We start from the raw sequence: 23,554 nt of genomic DNA, 5'->3' as shown, positions 1-23,554 counted from the left end.
GGCCCCTTTCTCACATGGAACGAACGGTTTTTTAGCCGGGTACCGCCCGGCGGAAGTACAAGCGAGCGCATGAGCGACGAGAACGAAAACGGCCGACCCGGCGGACGCACCCCGATGACCCTGAAGCCCCGCCAGGGCTCAGTGAGCGCTGGGGTCGTGAAGCAAAGCTTCAGCCACGGCCGGACCAAGACGGTGGTGGTTGAAACCAAGCGGACGCGCACCCACGCGCCTGCAGCAGGCAATCTTGCCGCGCCGTCCTCGGCCGAGCGTCGCCAGGGCGATCCGCCCGCGCCGCGTCCGTCGCAGCCGCAAGGCGGCGGTGGTGGCGGTTCTGCCGGCGGCCTGTCGCAGGAAGAGCTGCGCGCCCGTCAACGCGTTGTCGACGCCGCCCGGGAGGCTCAGGCCCGCCAGGCGGCTGAACAGGCCGCCGCCGAAGCCCGCGCCCGCGCGGCTGCGGAAGCCGCCCAGCGCGAAGCCGCCGCCAAGGCCGCCGCCGAACGCGCCGCAGCGGCTCCGCCGCCCGCCGCTCAGGCTCCGGCCGCTCCCGCAGCGCCCGTGACGCCGCCGCCGGCCGCTCCGCAGGCGCCGCGCCCCGTGGCCCAGACTCCAGCCGCGCCGTCGGCGGCGCCGCGCCAGGACGCCCCGCGTCAGGACGCGCGCCCCGCTGCGCCGGGCCAGACCCGCACCTACGAGCCCAGCCGCGACCGGCGCGATGATCGTCCCAGCACGACGACCTATCGTCCGGCGCCGCAGGGTGACCGTCCGTTCAACCAGCGCGCTCCGCGTCCCGACGCCGGCGCCAACTTCGGCCAACGCGCTCCGCGTCCCGAGGGTGACCGCCCGCGCGGCCCCCGTCCCGACGGTGATCGTCCGCAAGGCGATCGCAGCGGCTATCGTGGCGACCGGCCGCAGGGTGACCGCCCGCAAGGCGATCGTCCGCAACAGACCGTGCGTTACTCGGCCCTGGCTCCGCGCCCGGCTCCCGGTGGCGCGCGCGGTCCCGGCGGTCCGCCCCGTGGTCCTCGCCCTGGCGTACCCGCCTCGGCCCCGGCGACACCGGAAATCCAGCGCGCCATGCGCTCGGCTCCGCGTCCCGGCGGTGAAGTCAGCCGTCGTCCCGACGAGGATGACGATCGCCGCAAGAGCGCCGCGCCGAACAAGGCCGTCTCGCGCGTCAAGGGCGCTCCGCAGCGCCGCGAAGGCCGCCTGACCATCCAGGCTGTCGCGGGTGACGGAGATTCCGCCGACCGGATGCGTTCGCTCGCCTCGGTCCGCCGGGCTCGCGAACGTGAAAAGGAAAAGCGTCGCGGCGGCGTGGCCGAACAGGCTCGCGTTGCGCGTGAAGTCGTCATCCCGGACGTCATCACCGTGCAGGAACTGTCCAACCGGATGGCCGTGCGCGGCGTCGACATCATCAAGTTCCTGATGCGTCAGGGCGTGATGCTGAAGATCAACGACGTCATCGACAACGACACCGCCGAGCTGGTGGCCACCGAGTTTGGTCACACCGTCAAGCGCGTGTCGGAAGCCGACGTTGAAGAAGGCTTCATCGGCGCCGAGGATATCGACGATCACATGGAGCCGCGTCCTCCGGTCGTGACGATCATGGGTCACGTCGACCACGGCAAGACCAGCCTGCTCGACGCCCTGCGTTCGACGGACGTGGCGGCCGGCGAACACGGCGGCATCACCCAGCATATCGGCGCCTATCAGGTTCGCCTGAAGGACGGCCAACGCGTGACGTTCCTCGACACGCCCGGCCACGCCGCCTTCTCGGCGATGCGCGCCCGCGGCGCCAACATCACTGACATCGTGGTGCTGGTCGTGGCTGGTGACGACGGCGTGATGCCCCAGACGATCGAGGCGATCAAACACGCCAAGGCCGCCGAGGTGCCGATCATCGTCGCCGTCAACAAGATGGACAAGCCGGGCTCGGATCCGACCCGCGTGGTCAACGAGCTGCTGCAGCACGAGATCGTCGTCGAAAGCCTGGGTGGCGACACCCAGATCATCGAGGTCTCGGCCAAGGCCCGCACGGGTCTGGACGACCTGCTCGACGCCATCCTGCTGCAGGCTGAAGTGCTGGACCTGAAGGCCAACCCCGACCGCACCGCCGACGGCGTTGTGATCGAGGCCAAGCTGGACAAGGGTCGCGGCGCGGTTTCGACCGTCCTGGTCAACCGCGGTACGCTGAAGCGTGGCGACATCGTCGTCGCCGGCGCCCAGTTCGGTCGGGTTCGCGCCCTGCTGAACGAGCGCAACGAACAGCTGACCGAAGCGGGTCCCGCCACCCCGGTCGAGATTCTCGGCCTGGACGGCGTGCCCTCGCCGGGCGAAGCCTTCGCCGTGGTCGAGAACGAAGCCCGCGCTCGCGAGCTGACCGAGTACCGCATCCGCCAGAAGCGCGAGAAGTCGCTGGCGCCGATCGGCGCGGGCGCCTCGATGGCCGACATGATGGCCAAGCTGCAAGACAAGAAGCTGAAAGAGCTTCCGCTGATCATCAAGGCCGACGTGCAAGGTTCGGCCGAGGCGATCATCGGTTCGCTGGACAAGATGGCCACCGACGAGGTCCGCGCGCGGATCATCCTGTCGGGCGCCGGCGCGATCAGCGAAAGCGACGTCATGCTGGCCAAGGGCGCCGGCGCTCCGGTCATCGGCTTCAACGTCCGCGCCTCGGCGCAGGCGCGAGCCCTGGCCGAACGCGAAGGCGTCGAGATTCGCTACTACGCCATCATCTACGACCTGCTGGACGACATCAAAGGCGTGCTCTCGGGCATGCTGGCCCCGATCCAGCGCGAAACCTTCCTCGGCAACGCCGAGGTGCTGCAGGCCTTCGATATCTCGAAGATCGGCAAGGTCGCCGGCTGTAAGGTCACCGAAGGCGTGGTCCGCAAGGGCGCGAAGGTCCGGATCATCCGTCAGGACATCGTCGTTCTCGAACTGGGCACCCTGCAGACGCTCAAGCGCTTCAAGGACGAGGTCAACGAAGTCCCCGTCGGTCAGGAGTGCGGCATGATGTTCCAGGGCTTCCAGGACATCAAAGTCGGCGACACGATCGAGTGCTTCACCGTCGAGGAGATCAAGCGCCAGCTCGACTAAGAGCGACGCTGGATCGGAAAATCAGGGCGCGGGTCGAAAGGCTCGCGCCCTTTTTCTTGGAAAAGACACAGACTGGAAATCGCCCCAATCTGTGGCTACGCCTTGCGGATGCGCCTGAAAGCCCTTCTCGCCCTGACCGCTGTCGCCGCGTCCTTGAGCGCCTGCGCCACCGCCAACCGCCTCGATGCGGGCGCCGACGTGCATGATTTGCTGGTCGCGATCCGCGACAATGATCGCGCGACCTTTGACGCGCACGTCGATCGGCAAGCCCTCAAGGGTCAGATCGAGGCGCGATTGATGGCGGAGGCCCGACAGCGCGCCGGCCAGAGCAACAGCGCCATGGCCCTGGCGGCGATCGCCGCCGGCCCGCTGGCCGACGCTGCGGGCGAAGCGCTGATCCGCCCGGCGACCTTCCGGGCGGCGGCCAACTACTACGGCTACACCCCCGACAAACCGATCCCGGGCCGCGTGGCGATCGCCGCCGCCCTTCGCCCCACCGGCGACGGCCGCGTCTGCGCCGCGCGCAAGGATGGCCCTTGCCTGCTGACCTTCAGCCGCGAAGGCGATCGCTGGCGCCTGTCGGGCTTCGACGCCCAGGCGGCCAATCTTCGCGGCAAGTAATGCGTCGCTCGCTTGTCCGCAGCACAATCCTCGCGGCGGCCCTCGTCGGCGCGTCATCGTCGGCCGCCCACGCCGAGACGCGGATGTTCTCGTATGACCCGATCTCGCCCGACGCCAAGCGGCTGACCGGCGCGGGGGTGACTCTCCTGTTCAAGGACGGGCTTCTGGGGGCCAGTCGGCCGCTCAAGGTGTTGGCCACCGGCGTGCCCGCCCAGGCGATGCTGAAGGCCGCGCGCTCAAAGGACCTCGGCCCCGGCGGCCTGTCGGCGATGAGCGGCGTCGACGCCAACGCCGCCCTGTACGAAGTCGACGCCTCGGCCGCCCAGGGCAAGATCTATCTGCGCGCCTTTTGCCCGGGCTCGACGCGGCTCTGGCTGTCGTTCAGCCCCATCGCCGTACGCCGCGACCTGCGCATCCAGGCGTTCGGCGACGATCCCAAGGCGTCGGGACAAGCCCGTCTGTGCGGAACGCTCGACTTCTCCTATCGCGGCGAGTGGCGTCTGCCGGACAATCGCACCCCCGATCCCATGTCGGACTGGACCGACACCCCCCAGCGGCCGGACGTCTCCAACTAGGTGTCTCGCCAGCCGCGTGGCCACGGTCTAGCCTCGCTCCAAAGCAAAGGGGGGCGAGATGGCCGACGACAAGGTGCTGGCGGGTTTTGAGCGCTTCGACTTCGACGACGGCCGCTGGTCCCGCGAGGTCTACAAGATCGGCGCGGGCCCCGCCGTCATCGTCATCCATGAGGTTCCGGGTCTGCATCCGGGCGTGCTGGCCTTTGCGCGCGACCTGGCGGACGCCGGTCTCACCGCCTATTGCCCCAGCCTGTTCGGCAAGCCGGGCAAGCAGGTCTCACGCGGCTACGCGATCGGTACGATCCTCAAGAACATCTGCGTGCGGCGCGAGTTCAGCGTGTGGAAGGACGGCCGCTCCAGCCCGATCGTCGACTGGCTGCGCGCCTTGGCCCGCCAGGCCCACGCCGATTGCGGCGGCAAGGGCGTCGGGGCGGTGGGCATGTGCTTCACCGGCGGCTTTGCGCTCGCGATGATGACCGAGCCCTCAGTCGTGGCGCCCGTACTTTCCCAGCCCTCGCTGCCGCTGAAGGACAAGGGCGGCCTTGATTGCTCGGCGTCCGAGATCGCCTGCGCCAAGAAGCGGTTCCAGGACGAGAACCTGTCGCTGATCGCCATGCGCTTTACCTCCGACAAGCTGGTGCCCGACGCCCGCATCACTCGCCTGAAGGCCGAGTTTGGCGACAAGGTCGAGGTGGTGGAGCTAGCCGACGAAGACGCCGCCCCGGGTCAGCCGATGGACCCGCACTCTGTGCTGACCCTGCATCTGCATCGCTCGGTCCCCTCCAGCGGCAGCATGAAGGCGCGCGACAAGGTGATTGCGTTTTTTAAGGAGAGGACGGGAGCCTGAGGCGCGGCTGGACATTCACGACTGGGAGGCCTAGACACCGCGCCTTCCGATTTTCCCCGCGCACCGGCGTTCGATCCGCCGGCCGGGCCACAAGGACGTCCGCGCCATGAAGCGCCAATCTGACACCAAGAAGGGCGCCCTGACCGGCCCCTCGCAACGCCAACTGCGCGCCGGCGAACTGATCCGCCACGCCCTCGTCGAGATCCTTCGTGAGGAGGAGCTGCAGGACGAGGCGCTGCACAACATCTCCGTCACGGTCTCCGAAGTGCGGATGAGCCCCGACCTCAAGCACGCCATCTGCTTCGTCGAGCCGCTGGGCGCGGGCCTGACCGGTCAGGATACGACCGACATCATCAAGGGGCTGAACCGGGTGTCGAAGTTCCTGCGCGGACGTCTCGGCCGCAGCATCGACATGAAGTTCACGCCGGACCTGAAGTTCATCCACGACGAGAGCTTCGGCACGGCCGCCTATATGGACAAGCTGTTCCTGGATCCGCGCGTCCAGCAGGACACCCGCCGCCTGTCCGACGTGGTCGACGACGAAGACGAGGCCTGAGCATGGCCCGCCGCAAGAAGGGCGACGCCGTCTCGGGCTGGCTGTGCCTGGACAAGCCCTACGACCTGACCTCGACCACGGCCGTTTCCCGCGTGCGTCGGGCGTTCAACGCCCAGAAGGGCGGCCATGCCGGCACCTTGGATCCGCTAGCCACGGGGATCCTGCCGATCGCGCTGGGCGAGGCCACCAAGACCGTCCCGTTCCTGATGGACGCCGACAAGGCCTATCGCTTCACCATCGCCTGGGGCCGCGACACAACGACGCTGGACCGCGAGGGCGAGACCACCGCGACCTCCGACGTGCGGCCCACCCGAGAACAAGTCGAGGCGGCGCTGCCCGCCTTCATCGGCGAGGTCGACCAGGTTCCGCCAAACTTCTCAGCCATCAAGGTCGACGGTGAGCGGGCCTATGATCTGGCCCGCGACGGCGTAGAGTTTGAACTGCCGACCCGCAAGGTCAGCATTTTCGATCTTCAGGTGGTCGACCAGCCGGACGCCGATCACGTCACGCTCACGATGGAATGCGGCAAGGGCACCTATGTCCGCGCCGTGGTCAGGGACCTGGCCAAGGCCTTGGGAACCTGTGGTCACGTCGCCGACCTCCGCCGCACGCGGGTGGGCGGCTTCTCCGAGGCATCGGCGATAGCGCTGGAAACTCTGGAGAATTTGAGCTATGAGGCCCGGCTGTCGGAGGCATTGCTTCCGGTCGAGACCGCGCTGGACGACATCCCGGCGTTGGCCGTGACCGATGAAGACGCTTTCCGGCTTGCACAGGGACGCGCCATCGTCCTGCTTCCGCGTCAGGTGGAAACGTTGAAAGCCGAGCTTCCGCCCGGTGATCGCACCGTTTCCGCCATGCTCGGCGACAGGTTGGTGGCCCTGTGCGAGATGCGCGCTGGGAAGCTCAATCCCGTGCGGGTCTTCCAACTCACCTGAGCGGAGACAACCCGATGTCGATTACTCTCGAGCGCAAGGCCGCTCTCATCGCCGAACACGCCCGCGGCGCGGGTGACACCGGCAGCGCTGAAGTCCAGGTCGCGATCCTCTCGGAACGCATCTCGAACCTGACCGAGCACTTCAAGACGCACAAGAAGGACAACCACAGCCGTCGTGGCCTGCTGAAGCTGGTTTCCCAGCGTCGCCGGCTTCTCGACCACCTGAAGAAGTCCGACGCCGGTCGCTATCAGTCCCTGATCGAAAAGCTGGGTCTGCGTCGCTAAGGCATCAAGATCCGCCGCCCCGCTCCGGCAGGGCGGCGGATCGCGTATTTGGGATCCGGCGGCCGAGACAGGCCGAACGCCGGATTACCCCAGGGCGGTCCGCTCAAAACGGATTGTCCGATTGTCCGAGGGTTCACGTCCTCAAACCCGCCTGTCACACTGGATGAGGATCATCGGGCCGGCTTCCGTTAGCCGTCCGCCCCTGTCCGCCCCGACGGGAATCCGCCCGCGGGAACCGAAAGAAGAAAAATGTTCGATATCAAACGCAAGACGATCGAGTGGGGCGGCAAGACGCTGGTCCTCGAAACCGGTCGCATCGCCCGTCAGGCTGACGGCGCCGTCCTGGCCACCATGGGCGAAACCGTCGTCCTGGCCACCGCCGTGTTCGCCAAGAGCCAGAAGCCGGGTCAAGACTTCTTCCCGCTGACGGTCAACTATCAGGAAAAGACCTTCGCGGCCGGCAAGATCCCCGGCGGCTTCTTCAAGCGCGAAGGCCGTCCGTCGGAAAAGGAGACCCTGGTCTCCCGCCTGATCGACCGTCCGATCCGTCCGCTGTTCGTCAAGGGCTTCAAGAACGAAGTCCAAGTCGTCGTCACCGTGCTGCAGCACGACCTCGAGAACGATCCCGACATCCTGGGCATGGTCGCCGCCTCGGCCGCCCTGACCCTGTCGGGCGCTCCTTTCATGGGTCCGATCGGCGCCGCCCGCGTGGGCTGGATCAATGACCAGTACGTGCTGAACCCGACGCTCGACGAGCAGAAGGAAAGCAAGATGGACCTCGTCGTGGCCGGCACCGCCGACGCCGTGATGATGGTCGAGTCGGAAATCCAGGAGCTCTCGGAAGAGATCGTGCTGGGCGGCGTCAACTTCGCCCACCAGCAGATGCAGGCCGTGATCGACGCGATCATCGAGCTGGCCGAGCACGCCGCCAAGGAGCCCTTCGCGTTCGAGCCGGAAGACACCGACGCGATCAAGGCGAAGATGAAGGATCTGGTCGGCGCCGACATCGCCGCCGCCTACAAGATCCAGAAGAAGCAAGACCGCTACGAAGCGGTCGGCGCCGCCAAGAAGAAGGCCGTCGCGGCCCTCGGCCTCTCGGAGGAGAACCCGACCGGCTACGATCCGCTGAAGCTGGGCGCGATCTTCAAGGAGCTGGAAGCCGACGTCGTGCGTCGCGGCATCCTGGACACCGGTCTGCGCATCGACGGCCGTGACGTCCGCACCGTGCGTCCGATCCTGGGCGAAGTCGGCATCCTGCCGCGCACCCACGGCTCGGCTCTGTTCACCCGCGGCGAGACCCAGGCGATCGTGGTCGCCACCCTGGGCACCGGCGACGACGAGCAGTTCATCGACGCCCTGGAAGGCACCTACAAGGAATCCTTCCTGCTGCACTACAACTTCCCGCCCTACTCGGTCGGTGAGACGGGCCGCATGGGTTCGCCGGGCCGTCGCGAGATCGGTCACGGCAAGCTGGCCTGGCGCGCCCTGCGCCCGATGCTGCCGAGCAAGGAAGACTTCCCCTACACGATCCGTCTGGTCTCGGAGATCACCGAGTCGAACGGTTCGTCCTCGATGGCCACGGTCTGCGGTTCATCGCTGGCCATGATGGACGCCGGCGTGCCGCTGGTCCGTCCGGTCTCGGGCATCGCCATGGGTCTGATCCTGGAAAAGGACGGCTTTGCGGTTCTGTCGGACATCCTGGGTGACGAAGATCACCTGGGCGACATGGACTTCAAGGTCGCCGGTACCAGCGAAGGCCTGACCTCGCTGCAGATGGACATCAAGATCGCCGGCATCACGCCCGCGATCATGGAGCAGGCCCTGGCGCAAGCCAAGGAAGGCCGCGCGCACATCCTGGGCGAAATGAACAAGGCCATGGACGCGCCGCGCGCCGACGTGGGCGACTTTGCGCCGAAGATCGAAACCATCACCATCCCGACGGACAAGATCCGTGAAGTGATCGGTTCGGGCGGCAAGGTGATCCGCGAGATCGTCGCCACCACCGGCGCCAAGGTCGACATCAACGACGAAGGCACTGTGAAGGTCTCGGCCTCGGACGGCGCTAAGATCAAGGCCGCGATCGACTGGATCAAGTCGATCACCGACGAAGCTGAAGTGGGCAAGATCTACGACGGCAAGGTCGTGAAGGTCGTCGACTTCGGCGCCTTCGTGAACTTCTTCGGCGCCAAGGACGGTCTCGTCCACGTCAGCCAGATCAGCAACGAACGCGTCGCCAAGCCGTCGGACGTTCTGAAGGAAGGCCAGATGGTCAAGGTCAAGCTCCTGGGCTTCGACGACCGCGGCAAGACCAAGCTCTCGATGAAGGTCGTCGACCAGGAAACCGGCGAAGACCTGAGCAAGAAGGAAGCGGCGGCCGAAGAGGCGTAAGCCTCTTCAGCTTCCATTCCGGACGCAATCAGGCGGGCGGCTCCGAAAGGGGCCGCCCGTTTTGCGCTTGGGAGCCGGCGGCCGCGTCCGGCGTTTCGCTCCCAAGCAGGGAGTCGCCGATCATGACCCGCCACGAGCGCCAGAGCGCGCACGTCTTCGACGGTCGCGTGGCTTGACGCCGACCGCCTCCTCGCTTGTTCGCCGCCTCTTCGCAGCGCCGACCGGCTTCGCCGCAGGCGTTCAGTGGACCGCCCGTATCGGCTATGCGGCGCGTGGCGCGGTTTACTTAGGCCTCGGCGCGATCGCCCTTCTCGCGGCGCTGGACCTTACACCGCGGGCGAAGGGCGCACGGGGCGTCCTTGAGACTTGGGCAGCTTGGCCGTTCGGGAGCCTCCTGATCGCGCTGATCGCCAGCGGCTTGATAGGTTTCGCCATCTGGCGGGGCGTCCAGGCGGTCTTTGACGCAGACCGCCACGGCGCGACGCTAAAAGGCTGGACGGTCCGCGCCGGCCAGGCTCTGAGCGGCGTCGTCTATGGCGGCCTCGCGTGGTCGGCGCTCGAGTTGCTCGATGTCTTCGAAGATGTCGGCGAGGCCGATGAAACGCAGGATATCCATCAGTACGCCGAAACCATCCTGGCCTGGCCTGGCGGCGACCGCCTCCTGATCCTGGCGGGTCTGATCGTCCTGGGCTTCGGGATCGGCAATGTGATCCAGGGTCTGATGCAGGACTTCGCCAAACGCCTCTCCTGCGACGCGGACACCTGCGCGCGGGTCGTGCCTCTGGCCAAGATCGGCTACGCGGCGCGCGGTCTCGCCACCTTACCCCTGGGCGCCTTCCTCGTCGTCGCCGGGCTTGAGGTGCGCGCGAGCCAGGCGCGAAGCTGGGGCGACGCGCTACAGGTCGTCGAACAGCAGCCCGCCGGCGCCTGGATCCTCGGTCTTGTCGCGATGGGGCTGATCGCCTTCGGCCTGTTCGGGTTCGTCGAAGCCCTGTCACGCCGAATCCGACCGCCGGACGCGTTGTAACTAGCCCCTGGGGGTGACCCGTACGACCGCAGCGTCCGGCGCACCATTTCCGCCCCGACACGCCGCCAGCCTGTACTTCAGGTCCATGCAGACCCAGACCTCGGTCAGCCGGCCCTGTTTGACTCGAATGTTCAGACCCGCGCGGCTCATGCCGCGATTGCGCTCGACAAACGCCTGGCGGATCTCGCCAGCGGTCATGGTCTCGTCGGCGCCGGGATCAAGGTCCGGCACGTTCAGCCGCTCGCGGATCTGGCGGGTCTTCTTGAAATAGGCCTCAGGCGTCTTCCAGTTGCACGTTCCGTGCGCCTGCCATTCGTGCTGCAGCAGCCAGGGCGAGGGCGTCATGCAGAGGTTGGCCTTCACCGTCTTCACCCGCATCGGCGGGCTCATGCGGCAGTAGCGCGGATGCACCTTGTCGGGTCCGTTGGGCCACAAGCCATGCACGGTGAACCCGAAGCGGTTGGCCTGACACTGGATGGCCTTGTCAGACTCCGGAATGCCGGCGCGGCAAGCCTCGGGCGACCAGTAGAGGGCCAGCAGATAGGCCGCGATCGGCACGTTGGGGTGGATCTCATCCGGCGGCGGGATCTCGGTCGGCGCGGGCGTGACGTCCTTAGGCACGGCGCACGCCTGCAGGCTGGAGGCTTGGGCGCCGCCGGCAAGGGCCAGGGCGAGCAGGGCGATAGCAGCGGCGGTTCTCATCCAAGGCTCCATGCGGGACACCGCGATAGGGTCCAGGGAGCACCACCGCGTCAAGCCCACGCCCCGACCGATCCAATCCGACGACTCGTGTTCTTGCGAATTATTATCATTGCGACCTTGTCGCAACAAAGCTAAGAACGCCTCGCAATTTCAGGAGGGGCGCGGCTTGCGGCGCCCCCTGGGGATAGGACCATCATGCGTAATCCGAACTTCGCCGGCGTTGTGAGCCGGCCCCGTCGCGCCTTGGGCGCCGCCGCCGTCGCCGGCCTCGCGGGTCTTGGGCTGGCCCAAGCCGTCTCGGCGACCGAGCTGGACGCCGCGCCAATCGCCACGGCGCCCGCCGCTGACAGCACCGAAGTGGCTGGCGTCAAGATCGACGCCAAGCGGGTGGTCGATCCCTCGTCGAGCAAGTTCACCGCGCCGCTGCTCGACACCCCGCGGTCGGTGACAGTCATTCCCTCGAAGATCATCGAGCAGACCGCCGCCACCTCTCTGGCGGACATCCTGCGCACCTCACCGGGCATCACGTTCGGCGCGGGCGAAGGCGGACAGCCGCTGGCGGACCGGCCGTTCATCCGGGGTCAGAGCTCCGGCAACAATGTGTTCGTCGACGGCGTCCGCGATACGGGCGGCCAGACCCGCGAGGTGTTCAACCTTGAGCAGGTCGAAGTCATCAAGGGGCCGGACTCGGTCTACAGCGGTCGCGGTTCCGGGGGCGGCAGCATCAATCTGTCGTCCAAGTCGCCAAAGCTCGACACCTTCGTGGCCGGCTCGGCCGCCGCGGGCACGGATGACTACTATCGCGTCACCGCCGACGGCAACTACGCCTTCGGCAAGAACGCCGCCCTCCGTCTGAACCTGATGGCGACCGGCGGCGAGACCCCGGGGCGCGACAGCGTGGACTTCAAGCGCTGGGGGCTGGCCCCGTCGCTAGCCTTCGGCATCGACACCCAGACCCAGGCGACCCTGAGCTACTACCACCTCGATAGCGACCAAGACCCGGACTATGGGATTCCGCTGGCGGCCAAGCGCACGTGGGGCGCAGCCGGAACCGACAGCCGCACGCACCCGGCCGATGGCATCCTGGATGTCTCGCGCAGCGCCTATTACGGCCTGGATCGCGACTGGATGAAGACCAAGGCCGATATCGCCACGATCGCTGTCCGCCACGAGATCAGCGACGACCTCGCCGTCCGTCAGGTGGTCCGCTACGGCAAGACGCTGAACGACTATCTGGTCACCAACCCCGGCGACGGCGGCGCGGCCCAGTTCGTGGCCGGCGAATGGTGGATGAAGCGCGGGACCAAGTCGCGCTGGAACGAGACCGAGACCACCGCCTTCGTCACCGATCTGACGGGCAAGTTCGAGCTGGCCGGCCTGAAGAACCGCTTCAACCTCGGCCTGGAGCTGTCGCGCGAGATCAACGACAACGCCACCTACGTAATTTTCACGACGGCGGGTTCGGCCTGTCCGACGGGCTTCGCGGGCGCAGGAACGGGCGACTGCACCCGGCTCTACGCCCCCAATCCGGGTGACGCCTGGACGGGCGTGATCAATCGCGGCCCCGCCTCGCAGTCCAAGACCCGCAGCGGCTCGATCTATGCGTTCGACACGATCGACCTGTCGGAGAAGCTGCTGCTGAACCTCGGCGTCCGCTACGACGACTATTCCACGCAGGGCTTCAACGCGACGGCGACCTCCGCCAATGGCTTGGTCACCGGCGTGACCTACGCCAGCCTCGCCAAGGCCGGCTGGGACTTCGTCAATTATCAGATCGGTCTGAACTACAAGCCGACGCCGTCGAGCAGCCTCTATGTGTCGTATGCGACGGCCTCGACCCCGCCGACGATCGCCGCCGGCGACCAGAACACCGCCGCCACGCCGGCCCAGGCGCTGCTGGATCCTGAAGACACCACCAGCCTCGAAGCCGGGGCCAAGTGGAACGTGTTCGGCGACAAGCTGGCGCTGTCCGGCGCGGTCTTCCGCACCGAGCGCAAGAACGCGGTGATCGCCGTCAGCGCGACCCAGACCGAACAGGCGGGCGAGGTTCGGGTGCAGGGCGTCGAGCTCGGCGTCTCAGGATCAGTCACCCGCGCCTGGCAGGTCTTCGGCGGCTACACCTTCATGGACAGCGAGCTGGTCCGGGGCCCCTACACCAGCGTCAACATCGGGGATCCGCTGGCCAACACGCCCAAGCACACCGTCAGCCTCTTCTCGACCTACCGGGTGACGCCGCAGCTGTCGGTGGGCGGCGGCGCCTACTACGTCTCCAAGAGCTTCGGCGGTAATCAGGGCGGGGCCGGCGGCGGGACCAACAAGGTCTTCGCGCCGTCCTACACCCGCTACGACGCCTTTGCGTCCTGGTCGCTGAGCAAGACGATCGACCTGCAGCTGAACGTCCAGAACCTGACGGATGAGCGCTACATCCTGCGGACCAACGGCGTCCACCACGCCGACCCGGCGCCTGGCCGGCAGGCGATCTTGACCGTCAACGTGAAGTACTGACCTCCCCTCGAAGGACTTCACGCCAGCGCCCCGTTCGGCCTGCGGCCGGTCGGGGCGCTTCTTCGTTCAGGACCGGCGATGATCTGATCCGGATCAAAGGATCGACAAGGCCATCCAGATAGGAACGGCTCGCAAACAGGATGTCGCTGATGATGCTGCAGATCCCCGAGGTGCTGACCAAGACGCAGGTGGCCGAGTGCCGCGCGATCCTCGACGCTGGACCTTGGGTGGACGGGAACGTCACCTCTGGGTTCCAGGCTGCGATGGCCAAGAACAACGAACAGTTGCCGCAGGACTGCGCCGAAGCGCGTCAGGTCGGGGCGATCATCGTTCAGGCCTTGGAAGCCAATCCCCTGTTCGTCTCAGCCGCCCTGCCACAGACCATCCTGTCGCCGATGTTCAACCGCTATGGCGAGGGCATGGGGTTCCGGGATCATGTCGACAACGCCATCCGACGCGACCCCGTGACGGGGCAGCGCCTGCGCACCGACCTGTCGTGCACCCTCTTCCTGGCCGAGCCCGAAGACTATGACGGCGGCGAACTGGTGGTGAACGACCTCTATGGCGACCATGTCGTCAAGCTGGCCGCGGGCGACGCCATCCTCTATCCCAGCACCAGCCTGCATCACGTCACGCCCGTGACCCGCGGCCGCCGCACGGCGAGCTTCTTCTGGATCCAGAGCCTGATCCGCGACGACGCCAAGCGCACCCTGTTGCTGGACATGGACGTCGCGATCCAGCGGCTATCTCGAAAGATCGAGCGCGACGACGACGCGATCCTGTCGCTCACCGGTGTCTATCACAACCTGTTGCGGCAATGGGCCGAGGTCTGAAGCCGCGCACGCGTTCGTCGAACATTGCTACGCCGCGCGAACTATAAGTTTACGGTTGCGCCCCAACATCCGCCCAACTTTTTGGAGACCGGATGTCCAAGGTGTCGACTCCTGCGCCCCCTTCCGCTTCGTCCTTTGGCGAGGTCGAGGCTGCGCGCTGGTTCTTCGCGCACGCGAGCGATCTCTTCACGGTCGTGTCCGCGGACGGCAGGTTCATCAGCGTCAACGAGGCCTGGTCTCAACTGACCGGCTGGGCGCAGGACGAACTGGTAGGACAACCCACGATCAAGTTCGTTCATCCCGACAGTCAGGCCGAGCTCGTCGACACGGGTCGCCGGCTTCGCGAGACGGGGTCGGCGATCAATGAGCTGAAGATCCGCTGCAAGGACGGCCGCTGGATCTGGCTGCAGGGTCGCTCCCGTCTTGGCCCCAACGGCGAGATGGTCGGCGTCATGCACGATATCTCCGCCGAGGTTCGGGCGCGCCTCGAGTTGGACGCGGCGCGACGGACCCAGGCCTTGCTCGCCGAAGAAGCCGGGATCGGCGTCTGGAGCTATGATCCCGAGACGGGGCGCATCGACTGGGCGCCTGACGCGCTGGCCCTGATGGGCGTGTCGCCGGAAGATGTCGCCACCCCCGAGCTGTTCCTCGCCCGCCTGCCAGACGACCAGCGCGCCAGAGTCCAGGCGACCTTCGCGCGCGCCGTCCTGACCGGAGAAGGTGGGTCGCTGGAGTATAGGCTTCGGGCCAATGACGGCCGCTGGTTCACACTGCGCGCGACCTATCGCGCCGAAGCCACGCCTGGGTCGCTATTTGTGCTCAAAGGCGTTTCGCAGAATATCACCGACGTAGCCCGCAGCCGCGACAAGGCGATCTGGAGCGAGCGTCGCGCCCGACGCCTGATCGAGGACGCGCCCTTCGCCGTGGCGGTCTACGACCTCGACATGCGATTGAGGATGGTAAGCCCGCGCTTCCTGGAGATCTTCCGGTCGACCGAAGACCAAGTCATCGGCAAGACCCTGACCGAGCTGACGAACGGAGCGCGCCAGCGGTTCGTGACGCGGGTCACACGCGCGCTCACGGGCGAGATCGTAAAGCGCCGGGAAGACCGCCTCTACGACGCCGAGGGCGTCGAGCGCGCGTTCCGCTGGGAGGCCCGGCCTTGGCGCGACGTGGCCGGCGAGATTGTTGGCGTAATCACCTACATGGACGAGATCACCGCTCTCACCGAGGCGCGGCGTGACGCTCGAAACAATGCGCGGCGACTGAAAGTGGCCCTGGGCGCGGCCCGGGCTGGGGTCTACGAGATCGATCACGAAAAGCAGGCCTTCTGGGGCTCTCCGGAGTTCCATCGTATGATGGGCCGTCGCATCGCGTATCAGGATGTTCGTGACGCGGTCTGGCCGATGGTGCATCCGGACGACAGGGCCCAGCTTTACGAAACCGCCGCCGTCTGGTGGCGCGAGGGGCGTACGGGCCCCCAGCACTACGAAGTCCGACTGATCTCGCCCGAGGGCGAAACGCGCTGGGTGCGGATCTTCCACGAAGTTCGGCGCGACGGACAGGGTCATGCGCGCAAGGCTGTGGGCCTGATCCTGGATATCGATGAAAAGAAGAAGGCCGAGCTGGCCTTGATTGCGGCCGAACGCGCCGCCCAGACCGCCAACGAGGCCAAGGCGCAGTTCCTGGCCAATATGAGCCACGAGATCCGCACGCCCATGAATGGCGTTCTGGGCGTGATGCATGTGCTCAAGCGCGAGCTCCCGCCCGGCGATAGCGCCGATCTCTTGGGTGAAGCGCTCGCCGCCGGTCAGATGCTCTCGACCCTGCTCGACGATGTCATCGATATCTCGCGCATCGAGGCGGGGCGTCTCGACCTCAACCGTGAACCCGTTGATTCGCGCGAGCTCGTACGTAGCGTGGCCCGGCTCCTGGCCGCCCAAGCTTCGCACAAGGGCCTGCGTCTGGAGCTGGACCTCCCCGAGGACCTGGGATGGATCGAGACCGACCCCACCCGGGTCCGTCAGGCGCTGTTCAACCTCGTGGGCAACGCCGTGAAGTTCACCTTGAAGGGCTCGGTGACCGTGCGCGCTCGACGCCTGATCACCGATGCAGGACCTCAGCTGGTGTTTGACGTCATCGACACCGGCGTCGGCGTCCCACTTGCCGCGCAAGGTAGGCTCTTCGAGCGCTTCCAACAGGCTGATGCGGGGACGACGCGGCGGTTTGGGGGCTCCGGCCTTGGACTGGCGATCACTCGCAAGCTAGCTCGCATGTTAGGGGGCGAAGTGGCCTTCAGCTCGACCCCGGGCGAAGGCTCGACATTCTCTCTGAGCATCGCCGCACCGCCGGCGTATCCCCCGAGCGTCGCGCCCCGCGAGAGCCCGGACCTGCTGACGGACCTCCAGGTATTGGTCGTAGAGGACAACCGTACGAACCAGCTGGTCGCTCGGCGGATTCTCGAGCAGCTGGGCGCTCAAGTCAGCGTGGCCGACGACGGCGCCGCCGGCGTCGCCGCGGCCGCAAGCGGCGCTTTCGACCTGATCCTGATGGATGTGCAGATGCCGGGCATGGACGGCCTGGAAGCCTCCCGACAAATTCGCGCCTTCCCGGGTCCCGCCGGCCTCACGCCGATCATAGCCCTGACCGCCAATGTCATGGCCCATCAGCGGGCGGCCTATCGCGCGGCCGGCATGGACGGGGTCGCCGCCAAGCCGATCTCGCCAACAGCCCTGGTGACCGAAATCCTGCGTCTGTCCAAGAAGGAGCCGGACAACCGAGCTGCGGTCGCCTAACCCCGTTCCCCCAAGCCCTGAACCACGCTAAGCAAGGCCAAAATAGGGGGAACCAGATGGCTGACGAAGGTCAGGAACGCGCGTCGATGCGCACGGTGGTCGCGGCCTCTTCGGCCGGTACGGCCTTCGAGTGGTACGACTTCTTCATCTTCGGCAGCCTGACCCAGGTGATCTCGAAGACCTTTTTCGCGGGGCTGAACGAGACCGCCGGCTATATCGCCGCCCTCGCCCTCTTTGGCGTCGGCTTCGCCTTCCGGCCGCTGGGCGCCCTGGTGTTCGGCAAGATCGGCGATCAGGCCGGCCGCAAGGGTGCGTTCCTGGCCACGGTTCTGCTGATGGGCGGCGCCACCTTCGCCATTGCGTTCCTGCCCACCTACGAACAGGCGGGGATCATTGCGCCGATCCTGCTGATCATCATGCGCTGCCTGCAGGGCTTCGCCCTGGGCGGCGAGTACGGCGGGGCGGCCATCTATGTCGCCGAGCACTCGCCCGCCAACAAGCGTGGCTGGTCGACCTCGTGGGTGCAGACCTCGGCCGCGTTCGGCCTGTTCGGCGCGCTGCTCGTGATCCTGGCCACCCGGTGGGTGCTGGGCAAGTATGTCGGGCCCGACGCTTTCGACGCCTGGGGCTGGCGGATTCCGTTCGCTGTCTCGATCGGTCTGCTGGGTGTTTCGGTGTGGATGCGCCTGAAGCTGACCGAAAGCCCGACCTTTGAAGCGATGAAGGCCGAGGGGCAGGCCTCAAAGGCCCCCTACGCCGAAGCCTTCGGCCAGTGGAGCAATCTCAAGCTGGTGATCCTGGCCTTTGTCTCGATGATGTGCGCCCAAGGGGCGGTCTGGTACACGAGCTTCTTCTACGTCCAGACCTTCATGGAGAAGTTCCTGAAGGTCGATCCGGTGACGATCAACGAGTTGATGATGATCGCCACCGCGATCAGCGCCATCTTCTACGTCGTCTTCGGATGGCTGTCGGACAAGATCGGTCGCAAGCCCGTGATGCTGGGCGGCATGACCCTGGCGCTGTTGTTCTACTTCCCCGGCTTCCACCTGCTGGAAAAGGCCGCCAATCCCGCGCTCGCCGAAGCCAGCGCCAAGGCGCCGGTGGTCGTGTTCGCCGATCCCAAGGACTGCTCGCTGCAGTTCGATCCCGTCGGCAAGACCGCCTTCGTCACCTCGTGTGACATCGTCAAGAGCACCCTGGCCAACGCCGGCGTTTCCTACGCGAACGAGGCCGCGCCGGCTGGCTCCGTCGCGGTGATGCGCATCGGCGGCGCCGAGGTCGTCTCCAAGAGCGCCGCCGGTCTCGGCAAGGACGAGGTCAAGGCGACGAAAGCCGAGGTGGAGACCCGGATAAAGGCCGCGCTTGTCGAGGCCGGTTATCCGGCCAAGGCCGATCCTGCGCGGATGAATGTCCCGATGATCCTGGGCGTGCTGTTCGTCTTTGTGATCGCCGCCACCGCGCTGTTCGGGCCGCTGGCTGCGTGCCTGGTCGAGCTCTTCCCGACCCGTGTGCGCTATACGGCGCTGTCGCTACCCTACCATATCGGCACGGGCTGGGTCGGCGGCTTCGTGCCGTTCTTCGCCTTCGCCATCGTGGCGGCGGTCGGCAATATCTATGCGGGCCTGTGGTATCCCGTCGCCTTCACACTGCTCAGCGTGCTGACCACCGCCTTCCTGCTGCCCGAGACGAAAGAGCGGCCGCTGAACTAGCCAAGTCGGGTCAGGTCGCGACGGGGACAACCTCGACCGCGACCTCGGCCTGGGTGAGGGCGTGGACCAGGGCCGGATCCACCGGATGCGTGATCAGCCGGACGATCTGACGACCCTCCCGGGCCAGTTGGATCAAGTGTCCGGCGTCAGCCCCTTCGGCGTCCACCCGTTCGGCGTCGCGTCGCGCCATCTTAAGCACCTCGGGCTCAACGTCGACGTCCAGCACCAGGACATCGGCTGAGCCGAGCGCGCGAAGCGCGCGGAGCGTCAGCAGGTCGGACGGTCCCTTGCCCGCGATGAAGCGCACGACGCCCCTGCGTGCGCCGCCACTGGCCAAGGCCTCGCGGAACAGCTGGCCGGCGCGGTCCATGTCGCCCGCCCGAGCCGCAGCGGCCGCTTCGCCCATCACCGCATCGCGCAGGAACGCGCGGCGCTCATGCAAGGCCGGCAAGGTCTTGCGCACTTCGCTTTGAAACTTGGCGAGCAGGGCGGCCACCCGGCCCGTACCCTCCGGCACCTGGGCCTCGATATCGTTGCGCAGCATGGTGGCCAGAACCGGCGCCCCGCCGCCGGTTCCGACGGCGGCTACGACCTGACCCCTGTCGATCACCGCAGGCGTGTTGAAGTCGCAGAGTTCGGGCCGATCCACGACATTGACCAGCACCCGCGCCGCCCGCGCCGCGCCAGCGGCCGCCTGGACGAACACTTCGTCCGGACTGGCGATGAAGGCGAAGGCCGCACCGCTGTAGGATCCAGGCAGATAGGCCGCATGACCGTCCAGGCGAACCAGCGTCGCGGGCGAACCGTCGAAGAGCCGCGCCTTGGCCTCGGCGGCTTCGCCAGAGCCTGCGATCACCACCTTGCGGCCGGCCAGGGGAAAGAAAGCGGGAAACGAGTCCAACACGAATCCTCGAAGGCTTATTGCGAACGGCAGTTGTCGTAAGGGCCTCCGGGGAACCCGGTGAGCATGGCGTCGACGCCCTTGCTCCAGATCTCCGCCTGACCCGCAGTGTAGCGCGCGCCGGAAGCCGATCGCGCCAGTTTGAGCGTTTTGGTCGCGCCGCCGGCGGTCACGACGACCCGTTTTCCATGCAAGGCGTAGGCGGCCGTGAAACGCTTGCCCGCCTTGCAGCTGTAGCGGATAGGCGCATCGGTGGAGTCCATCGGCGCGACCGTCGCGCACCCTGCAAGCGCAACGGATAGGATGGCGGCGGCGATGACGATGCGACGCATGACGCAAACTCCTGAACAAGGCCAGCATAGCCCGTTTCGCGCCTGGCGCCCTGCAAAGCCGCGTCCAGATCGCGATTTTCGAGGAAGGAACGCTTGTGGGCCGCGTGGTTGAAAATCCTTCTGGCCAAGCCATGTGTGAACAGTGTTAGGTTTCGTTTGGGGCGCGATGCGTCCCGTCTTTCGTTGGGAGGCGAAGACGCATGGCCATGACTCTGGACATCAACGGCAAGCCAATCTCGGTGCAAGCCGCGCCCGAGACGCCTCTGCTGTGGGTGCTGCGCGACGAGCTCGGCATGACAGGCACCAAGTTCGGCTGCGGCGTCGCCCAGTGCGGCGCCTGCACGGTGCATTTGGACGGGCAACCGATCCGGTCCTGCGTTACGCCGATCGAGGCGGTCGGCGGCGCCAAGGTCACGACGATCGAGGGCCTGGGCGGTCAGCATCCGGTGCAACAGGCCTGGGTGCGCCACGACGTTCCCCAGTGCGGCTACTGCCAGTCAGGCCAGGTCATGTCGGCCTGCGCGCTCCTGGCCCAGAAGCCCAAGCCCACCGACCAGGACATTGATGAGGCCATGGCGGGCAACATCTGCCGCTGCGGCGCTTACCAACGCATCCGCGCCGCGATCAAGGACGCCGCCGATTTCGGCCCGCCCACGGGCGAAGCGCACGCCGATATCGATGAAGCCATCGTCGCCGCCTCGGGCGCGACGCACCGGGGAGCCGGCCGATGAACGCCCCTGTCGATTCCAAGGACCTGAAGACCGCCCAACCCAGCCGCCGCGACGTTGTCGTCGCTTCGACCCTGGTCGGCGGCGCGCTCTTGGTCGGGTGCTCTCCCGCCGACCTGATGAGCGCTGGCTCGAAGGTCGAGGTCGGCGCGTTTGGCCCCTTCATCAAGATCGCGCCAGACGGCGTGGTGACGGTGATCTCCAAACACATCGAATTTGGCCAAGGCAATCACGCGGGCCTAGCGGCCATCGTCGCCGAGGAGCTGGACGCCGACTGGAGCAAGGTCAAGGTCGAGCAGGCGCCAGCCAACGCCAAGCTCTACGCCAACGGGACCATGGGCGCCCAGCTCACGGGGGGCTCGTCGGCGATCTCGAACTCGTGGGAGCAGCTTCGCAAGGCCGGCGCGGGCGCCCGGGCGATGTTCGTCCAGGCCGCCGCCAACCGGTGGAACGTCCCGGTCGGCGAGATCACGGTGAAGGACAGCGTCCTGACGCATACGTCGGGTAAGACCGCGACCTTTGGCGAGCTGTTGAACGACGCCGCCAAGGTCAATCCGCCCACCGATCCCAAGCTGAAGGATCCAAAGGCGTTCACGCTCATCGGCTCCGACCGCGTGCGCCGCAAGGACTCGCAAGCCAAGAGCGACGGCACTGCGCGCTACACCCAGGACGTCCGCCTGCCCGACATGCTGACGGCCATGGTCGCCCATGCGCCGCGGTTCGGCGGCAAGGTGAAGAGCTTCGACGCCGGCGAGGCCAAGAAGGTCCCGGGGGTCGTCGACGTTTTCGAGATCCCCACCGGGGTCGCGGTCGTCGCCCAGACCACCTACGCCGCCCGCATGGGCCGCGAGGCGCTCAAGGTCGAGTGGGACGAGGAGAAGGTCGAGAAGCGCGGCAGTCCGGCGATTATCCAGGGCTATCGCGACGTGCTGTCCGGGAAGGACGCCTCGGTCAAATGGGAGCCCTTCGACCAGCGCGGTGACGCGGCTTCACTGGAAGGCGCCAAGGGCGCGGACGTGGTCGAGCTGAACTATGAGTTCCCCTATCTGGCTCACGCCACGATGGAGCCGATGAACTGCGTCGCCGCCGTCGACGGCAACAAGGTCAAGCTGACGTTCGGATCTCAGGGCCAGACCTTGGACCAGCTGAACGTCGCCAAGGTGGTCGGCTGTCTGCCGGGCGCGGTCGAGATCGAAACTCTGTTTGCGGGCGGCTCATTCGGCCGCCGCGCCACCTTCCAGTCGGACTACGCTGTCGAGTGCGTCCACATCGCCAAGAAGGTCGGCAAGGGCCGTCCGGTGAAGCTGGTCTGGACGCGTGAGGACGACATGCGGTCGGGCTATTTCCGACCGATCGTCTTGCACGCCCTGAAGGTGAAGCTGGACAAGGACGGCTTGCCGGCGGCCTGGCGCCACCGGATCGTCACCCAGTCGATCATGAAGGGCGCGCCCATGCCGATGGGCAAGGGTCCTGACTCATCGGCGTTCGAGGGCATCAACGACTCGCCCTATATGAAGGCCACGCCGGTGGTCGACGCCCAGGTGGCCTTTCCCGACATCGGCGTCCCCGTGCTCTGGTGGCGCTCGGTGGGCGCGACCCACACCGCCTTCGTGATGGAGCACACCATCGACCAACTGGCCGCCAAGGCCGGCAAGGACCCGGTGGCCTACCGCCAGGCGTTGTACGCCAAGGCGGGCGCGGATCGTCACCTGGCGGTGATGAACCTGGCCTTGGAGAAGGCGGGTCCCAAGGCGACGGCGGGCTGGACGCGCGGCGTGGCTGTTCACGAGAGCTTCGGCTCCGTCGTGGCGCAGATCGCCGAGGTCAAGCTTGAGAACGGCGCGCCGCGCGTCGGCCGCGTGGTCACCGCGATCGACTGCGGCGTGGCGATTTCGCCTGACCAGATCGCCGCCCAGATGGAGGGCGGCACCTGCTATGGCCTGTCGGCGGCTCTGTTCGGCGAGATCACTCTGACGGACGGTCAGGTCGATCAAACCAACTTCGACGGCTACCGAGTGCTGAGGATCAATGAAGCGCCCTCGGTCGAGACCCATATCGTTCCCTCGGGTAACCGACCGAGCGGGGTTGGCGAACCCGGAACGCCCGTGATCGCTCCAGCCGTGGCCAACGCCCTCTTTTCGTTGAACAAGGTCGCCACGTCACGATTGCCGTTCGTCAGGTCGGACGCCTGATCGATCACCGTTCTCAAAATACACGCTGGACGGGAAGAAATTCCCCGATCATCCTAGGGCCATGGGTGAGCGTCTCAGTACTTGTTTTGGCGGGCCGGGTTCGAACGGGCGGGAAGCTTTATGGCTGAGCGCGTCGAATCCTCGCGTTCTAGAAGTTGCGCGATTTCTCGGTACGTCGTTCAAGGTGACGGAAACGCGCGTCCCGCGGCTCCGCGCTCGCAGGGGAATGACCCTGTGAGGCCGTATTCCGACACTGATCTCGAGGCGATTGCTGACCAGGAAGACGTTGCGCTTTTTATCGAGGCGCTGGCAAGGGTCGGTATGGACTATCGCCGCGTCCTGAGTTTGCTGATCCCCCGTTTGGCGGCGTTGGAGGAGCGCGGCGACATCGTCGGCGCGCTCCAACTGATCAAGGAGATCCGAGCAATCGTCACGTCTCCGGAGCAGCCGGAACAGTAGACGCCAGCAAAGCGGATGGTACGCCGAAGCCGCTCGAGCGCCCTCTAAGGCGTTAGGTCACAACCC

19 protein-coding genes are annotated in these 23,554 nt (G+C 66.7%); 16 read left to right on the top strand and 3 right to left on the bottom strand.

Annotated features, from left to right (window positions below; translation table 11 throughout):
* The first annotated feature begins 69 nt into the window (after positions 1 to 69).
* From infB to ACT53N_RS05305, 9 genes are all read left to right on the top strand, one after another.
* Positions 70 to 3,099, top strand: a complete 3,030-nt coding sequence (gene infB, locus ACT53N_RS05345) for a translation initiation factor IF-2 (RefSeq protein WP_476062923.1) — start codon at positions 70 to 72, stop codon at positions 3,097 to 3,099.
* Positions 3,100 to 3,201: 102 nt separating this feature from the next.
* On the top strand, positions 3,202 to 3,720 hold the full coding sequence (locus tag ACT53N_RS05340) for a DUF2939 domain-containing protein (protein WP_476062922.1): 519 nt from the start codon (positions 3,202 to 3,204) through the stop codon (positions 3,718 to 3,720).
* Positions 3,720 to 4,295, top strand: a complete 576-nt coding sequence (locus ACT53N_RS05335) for a hypothetical protein (RefSeq protein WP_476062921.1) — start codon at positions 3,720 to 3,722, stop codon at positions 4,293 to 4,295. The genes ACT53N_RS05340 and ACT53N_RS05335 overlap by 1 nt, the downstream gene beginning before the upstream one ends.
* Positions 4,296 to 4,353: 58 nt before the next feature.
* Entirely contained in the window at positions 4,354 to 5,142 is a 789-nt protein-coding gene (locus tag ACT53N_RS05330; RefSeq protein ID WP_476062920.1) for a dienelactone hydrolase family protein, read from the top strand.
* A gap of 106 nt (positions 5,143 to 5,248) precedes the next feature.
* The gene (gene rbfA / locus ACT53N_RS05325; protein ID WP_476062919.1) at positions 5,249 to 5,698 is read left to right on the top strand and encodes a 30S ribosome-binding factor RbfA; all 450 of its coding nucleotides are present in this window, start codon (positions 5,249 to 5,251) and stop codon (positions 5,696 to 5,698) included.
* A 2-nt stretch (positions 5,699 to 5,700) separates the two neighbouring features.
* Positions 5,701 to 6,633 carry a tRNA pseudouridine(55) synthase TruB gene (gene truB / locus ACT53N_RS05320; RefSeq protein WP_476062918.1) on the top strand — a complete coding sequence of 311 codons (933 nt, stop codon included), beginning with the start codon at positions 5,701 to 5,703 and terminating at the stop codon, positions 6,631 to 6,633.
* A gap of 14 nt (positions 6,634 to 6,647) precedes the next feature.
* Positions 6,648 to 6,917, top strand: a complete 270-nt coding sequence (gene rpsO / locus ACT53N_RS05315; RefSeq protein ID WP_004618114.1) for a 30S ribosomal protein S15 — start codon at positions 6,648 to 6,650, stop codon at positions 6,915 to 6,917.
* Positions 6,918 to 7,166: 249 nt separating this feature from the next.
* Entirely contained in the window at positions 7,167 to 9,305 is a 2,139-nt protein-coding gene (gene pnp, locus ACT53N_RS05310; RefSeq protein ID WP_476062917.1) for a polyribonucleotide nucleotidyltransferase, read from the top strand.
* A gap of 172 nt (positions 9,306 to 9,477) precedes the next feature.
* On the top strand, positions 9,478 to 10,332 hold the full coding sequence (locus tag ACT53N_RS05305; protein ID WP_476062916.1) for a DUF1206 domain-containing protein: 855 nt from the start codon (positions 9,478 to 9,480) through the stop codon (positions 10,330 to 10,332).
* Here ACT53N_RS05305 and ACT53N_RS05300 read toward each other — a convergent pair whose 3' ends face one another.
* On the bottom strand, positions 10,333 to 11,046 hold the full coding sequence (locus ACT53N_RS05300) for a ribonuclease T2 (RefSeq protein WP_476062915.1): 714 nt from the start codon (positions 11,044 to 11,046) through the stop codon (positions 10,333 to 10,335).
* A gap of 183 nt (positions 11,047 to 11,229) precedes the next feature.
* On the opposite strand from ACT53N_RS05300, the gene ACT53N_RS05295 reads away from it, so the two are divergent.
* The 4 genes from ACT53N_RS05295 to ACT53N_RS05280 all read left to right on the top strand — a co-directional run bounded on the left by ACT53N_RS05295 (position 11,230) and on the right by ACT53N_RS05280 (position 18,876).
* The gene (locus tag ACT53N_RS05295) at positions 11,230 to 13,539 is read left to right on the top strand and encodes a TonB-dependent receptor (RefSeq protein ID WP_476062914.1); all 2,310 of its coding nucleotides are present in this window, start codon (positions 11,230 to 11,232) and stop codon (positions 13,537 to 13,539) included.
* A 149-nt stretch (positions 13,540 to 13,688) separates the two neighbouring features.
* Positions 13,689 to 14,372 (top strand): Fe2+-dependent dioxygenase, encoded by a 684-nt coding sequence (locus ACT53N_RS05290; protein WP_476062913.1) that lies wholly within the window; start codon positions 13,689 to 13,691, stop codon positions 14,370 to 14,372.
* A 92-nt stretch (positions 14,373 to 14,464) separates the two neighbouring features.
* Complete coding sequence (locus ACT53N_RS05285; protein ID WP_476062912.1) at positions 14,465 to 17,167, top strand: PAS domain-containing hybrid sensor histidine kinase/response regulator; 2,703 nt, start codon at positions 14,465 to 14,467, stop codon at positions 17,165 to 17,167.
* 56 nt (positions 17,168 to 17,223) lie between these two features.
* The gene (locus ACT53N_RS05280; protein ID WP_476062911.1) at positions 17,224 to 18,876 is read left to right on the top strand and encodes an MFS transporter; all 1,653 of its coding nucleotides are present in this window, start codon (positions 17,224 to 17,226) and stop codon (positions 18,874 to 18,876) included.
* A gap of 10 nt (positions 18,877 to 18,886) precedes the next feature.
* Here the strand turns inward: ACT53N_RS05280 and ACT53N_RS05275 are convergent, their stop codons facing one another.
* On the bottom strand, positions 18,887 to 19,777 hold the full coding sequence (locus ACT53N_RS05275; RefSeq protein WP_476062910.1) for a precorrin-2 dehydrogenase/sirohydrochlorin ferrochelatase family protein: 891 nt from the start codon (positions 19,775 to 19,777) through the stop codon (positions 18,887 to 18,889).
* A 17-nt stretch (positions 19,778 to 19,794) separates the two neighbouring features.
* A complete protein-coding gene (locus ACT53N_RS05270) occupies positions 19,795 to 20,109 on the bottom strand; it encodes an MliC family protein (RefSeq protein WP_476062909.1) in 315 nt (104 codons plus the stop codon).
* Positions 20,110 to 20,309: 200 nt separating this feature from the next.
* Between ACT53N_RS05270 and ACT53N_RS05265 the strand changes: the two genes are divergently transcribed.
* The 3 genes from ACT53N_RS05265 (at position 20,310) to ACT53N_RS05255 (ending at position 23,488) form a co-directional block, all read left to right on the top strand.
* Positions 20,310 to 20,840, top strand: coding sequence for a (2Fe-2S)-binding protein (locus ACT53N_RS05265; RefSeq protein WP_476062908.1), 531 nt, complete (start codon positions 20,310 to 20,312; stop codon positions 20,838 to 20,840).
* Positions 20,837 to 23,029: a xanthine dehydrogenase family protein molybdopterin-binding subunit gene (locus ACT53N_RS05260; protein ID WP_476062907.1), complete on the top strand. Its 2,193-nt coding sequence runs from the start codon at positions 20,837 to 20,839 to the stop codon at positions 23,027 to 23,029. Before ACT53N_RS05265 ends, ACT53N_RS05260 begins: the two co-directional genes overlap by 4 nt.
* 120 nt (positions 23,030 to 23,149) lie before the next feature.
* A complete protein-coding gene (locus ACT53N_RS05255) occupies positions 23,150 to 23,488 on the top strand; it encodes a hypothetical protein (protein ID WP_476062906.1) in 339 nt (112 codons plus the stop codon).
* Positions 23,489 to 23,554 lie beyond the last annotated feature (66 nt).

It is taken from the genome of Caulobacter sp. DMC95, from assembly GCF_056313785.1.
The sequence above is the reverse complement of the archived record's forward strand: the minus strand, read 5'-3'. Positions and strand labels throughout refer to the sequence as shown.

Excerpts from the sequence above, each read along its gene's own strand:
- ACT53N_RS05255 (WP_476062906.1), top strand. The coding sequence starts at position 23,150 with ATGGCTGAGCGCGTCGAATCCTCGCGTTCTAGAAGTTGCGCGATTTCT.
- truB (WP_476062918.1), top strand. The coding sequence starts at position 5,701 with ATGGCCCGCCGCAAGAAGGGCGACGCCGTCTCGGGCTGGCTGTGCCTG.
- ACT53N_RS05335 (WP_476062921.1), top strand. The coding sequence starts at position 3,720 with ATGCGTCGCTCGCTTGTCCGCAGCACAATCCTCGCGGCGGCCCTCGTC.
- ACT53N_RS05290 (WP_476062913.1), top strand. The coding sequence starts at position 13,689 with ATGATGCTGCAGATCCCCGAGGTGCTGACCAAGACGCAGGTGGCCGAG.
- pnp (WP_476062917.1), top strand. The coding sequence starts at position 7,167 with ATGTTCGATATCAAACGCAAGACGATCGAGTGGGGCGGCAAGACGCTG.
- rbfA (WP_476062919.1), top strand. The coding sequence starts at position 5,249 with ATGAAGCGCCAATCTGACACCAAGAAGGGCGCCCTGACCGGCCCCTCG.
- ACT53N_RS05270 (WP_476062909.1), bottom strand. The coding sequence starts at position 20,109 with ATGCGTCGCATCGTCATCGCCGCCGCCATCCTATCCGTTGCGCTTGCA.
- ACT53N_RS05265 (WP_476062908.1), top strand. The coding sequence starts at position 20,310 with ATGGCCATGACTCTGGACATCAACGGCAAGCCAATCTCGGTGCAAGCC.
- ACT53N_RS05295 (WP_476062914.1), top strand. The coding sequence starts at position 11,230 with ATGCGTAATCCGAACTTCGCCGGCGTTGTGAGCCGGCCCCGTCGCGCC.
- ACT53N_RS05285 (WP_476062912.1), top strand. The coding sequence starts at position 14,465 with ATGTCCAAGGTGTCGACTCCTGCGCCCCCTTCCGCTTCGTCCTTTGGC.
- ACT53N_RS05280 (WP_476062911.1), top strand. The coding sequence starts at position 17,224 with ATGGCTGACGAAGGTCAGGAACGCGCGTCGATGCGCACGGTGGTCGCG.
- ACT53N_RS05260 (WP_476062907.1), top strand. The coding sequence starts at position 20,837 with ATGAACGCCCCTGTCGATTCCAAGGACCTGAAGACCGCCCAACCCAGC.
- ACT53N_RS05300 (WP_476062915.1), bottom strand. The coding sequence starts at position 11,046 with ATGGAGCCTTGGATGAGAACCGCCGCTGCTATCGCCCTGCTCGCCCTG.
- infB (WP_476062923.1), top strand. The coding sequence starts at position 70 with ATGAGCGACGAGAACGAAAACGGCCGACCCGGCGGACGCACCCCGATG.
- rpsO (WP_004618114.1), top strand. The coding sequence starts at position 6,648 with ATGTCGATTACTCTCGAGCGCAAGGCCGCTCTCATCGCCGAACACGCC.
- ACT53N_RS05330 (WP_476062920.1), top strand. The coding sequence starts at position 4,354 with ATGGCCGACGACAAGGTGCTGGCGGGTTTTGAGCGCTTCGACTTCGAC.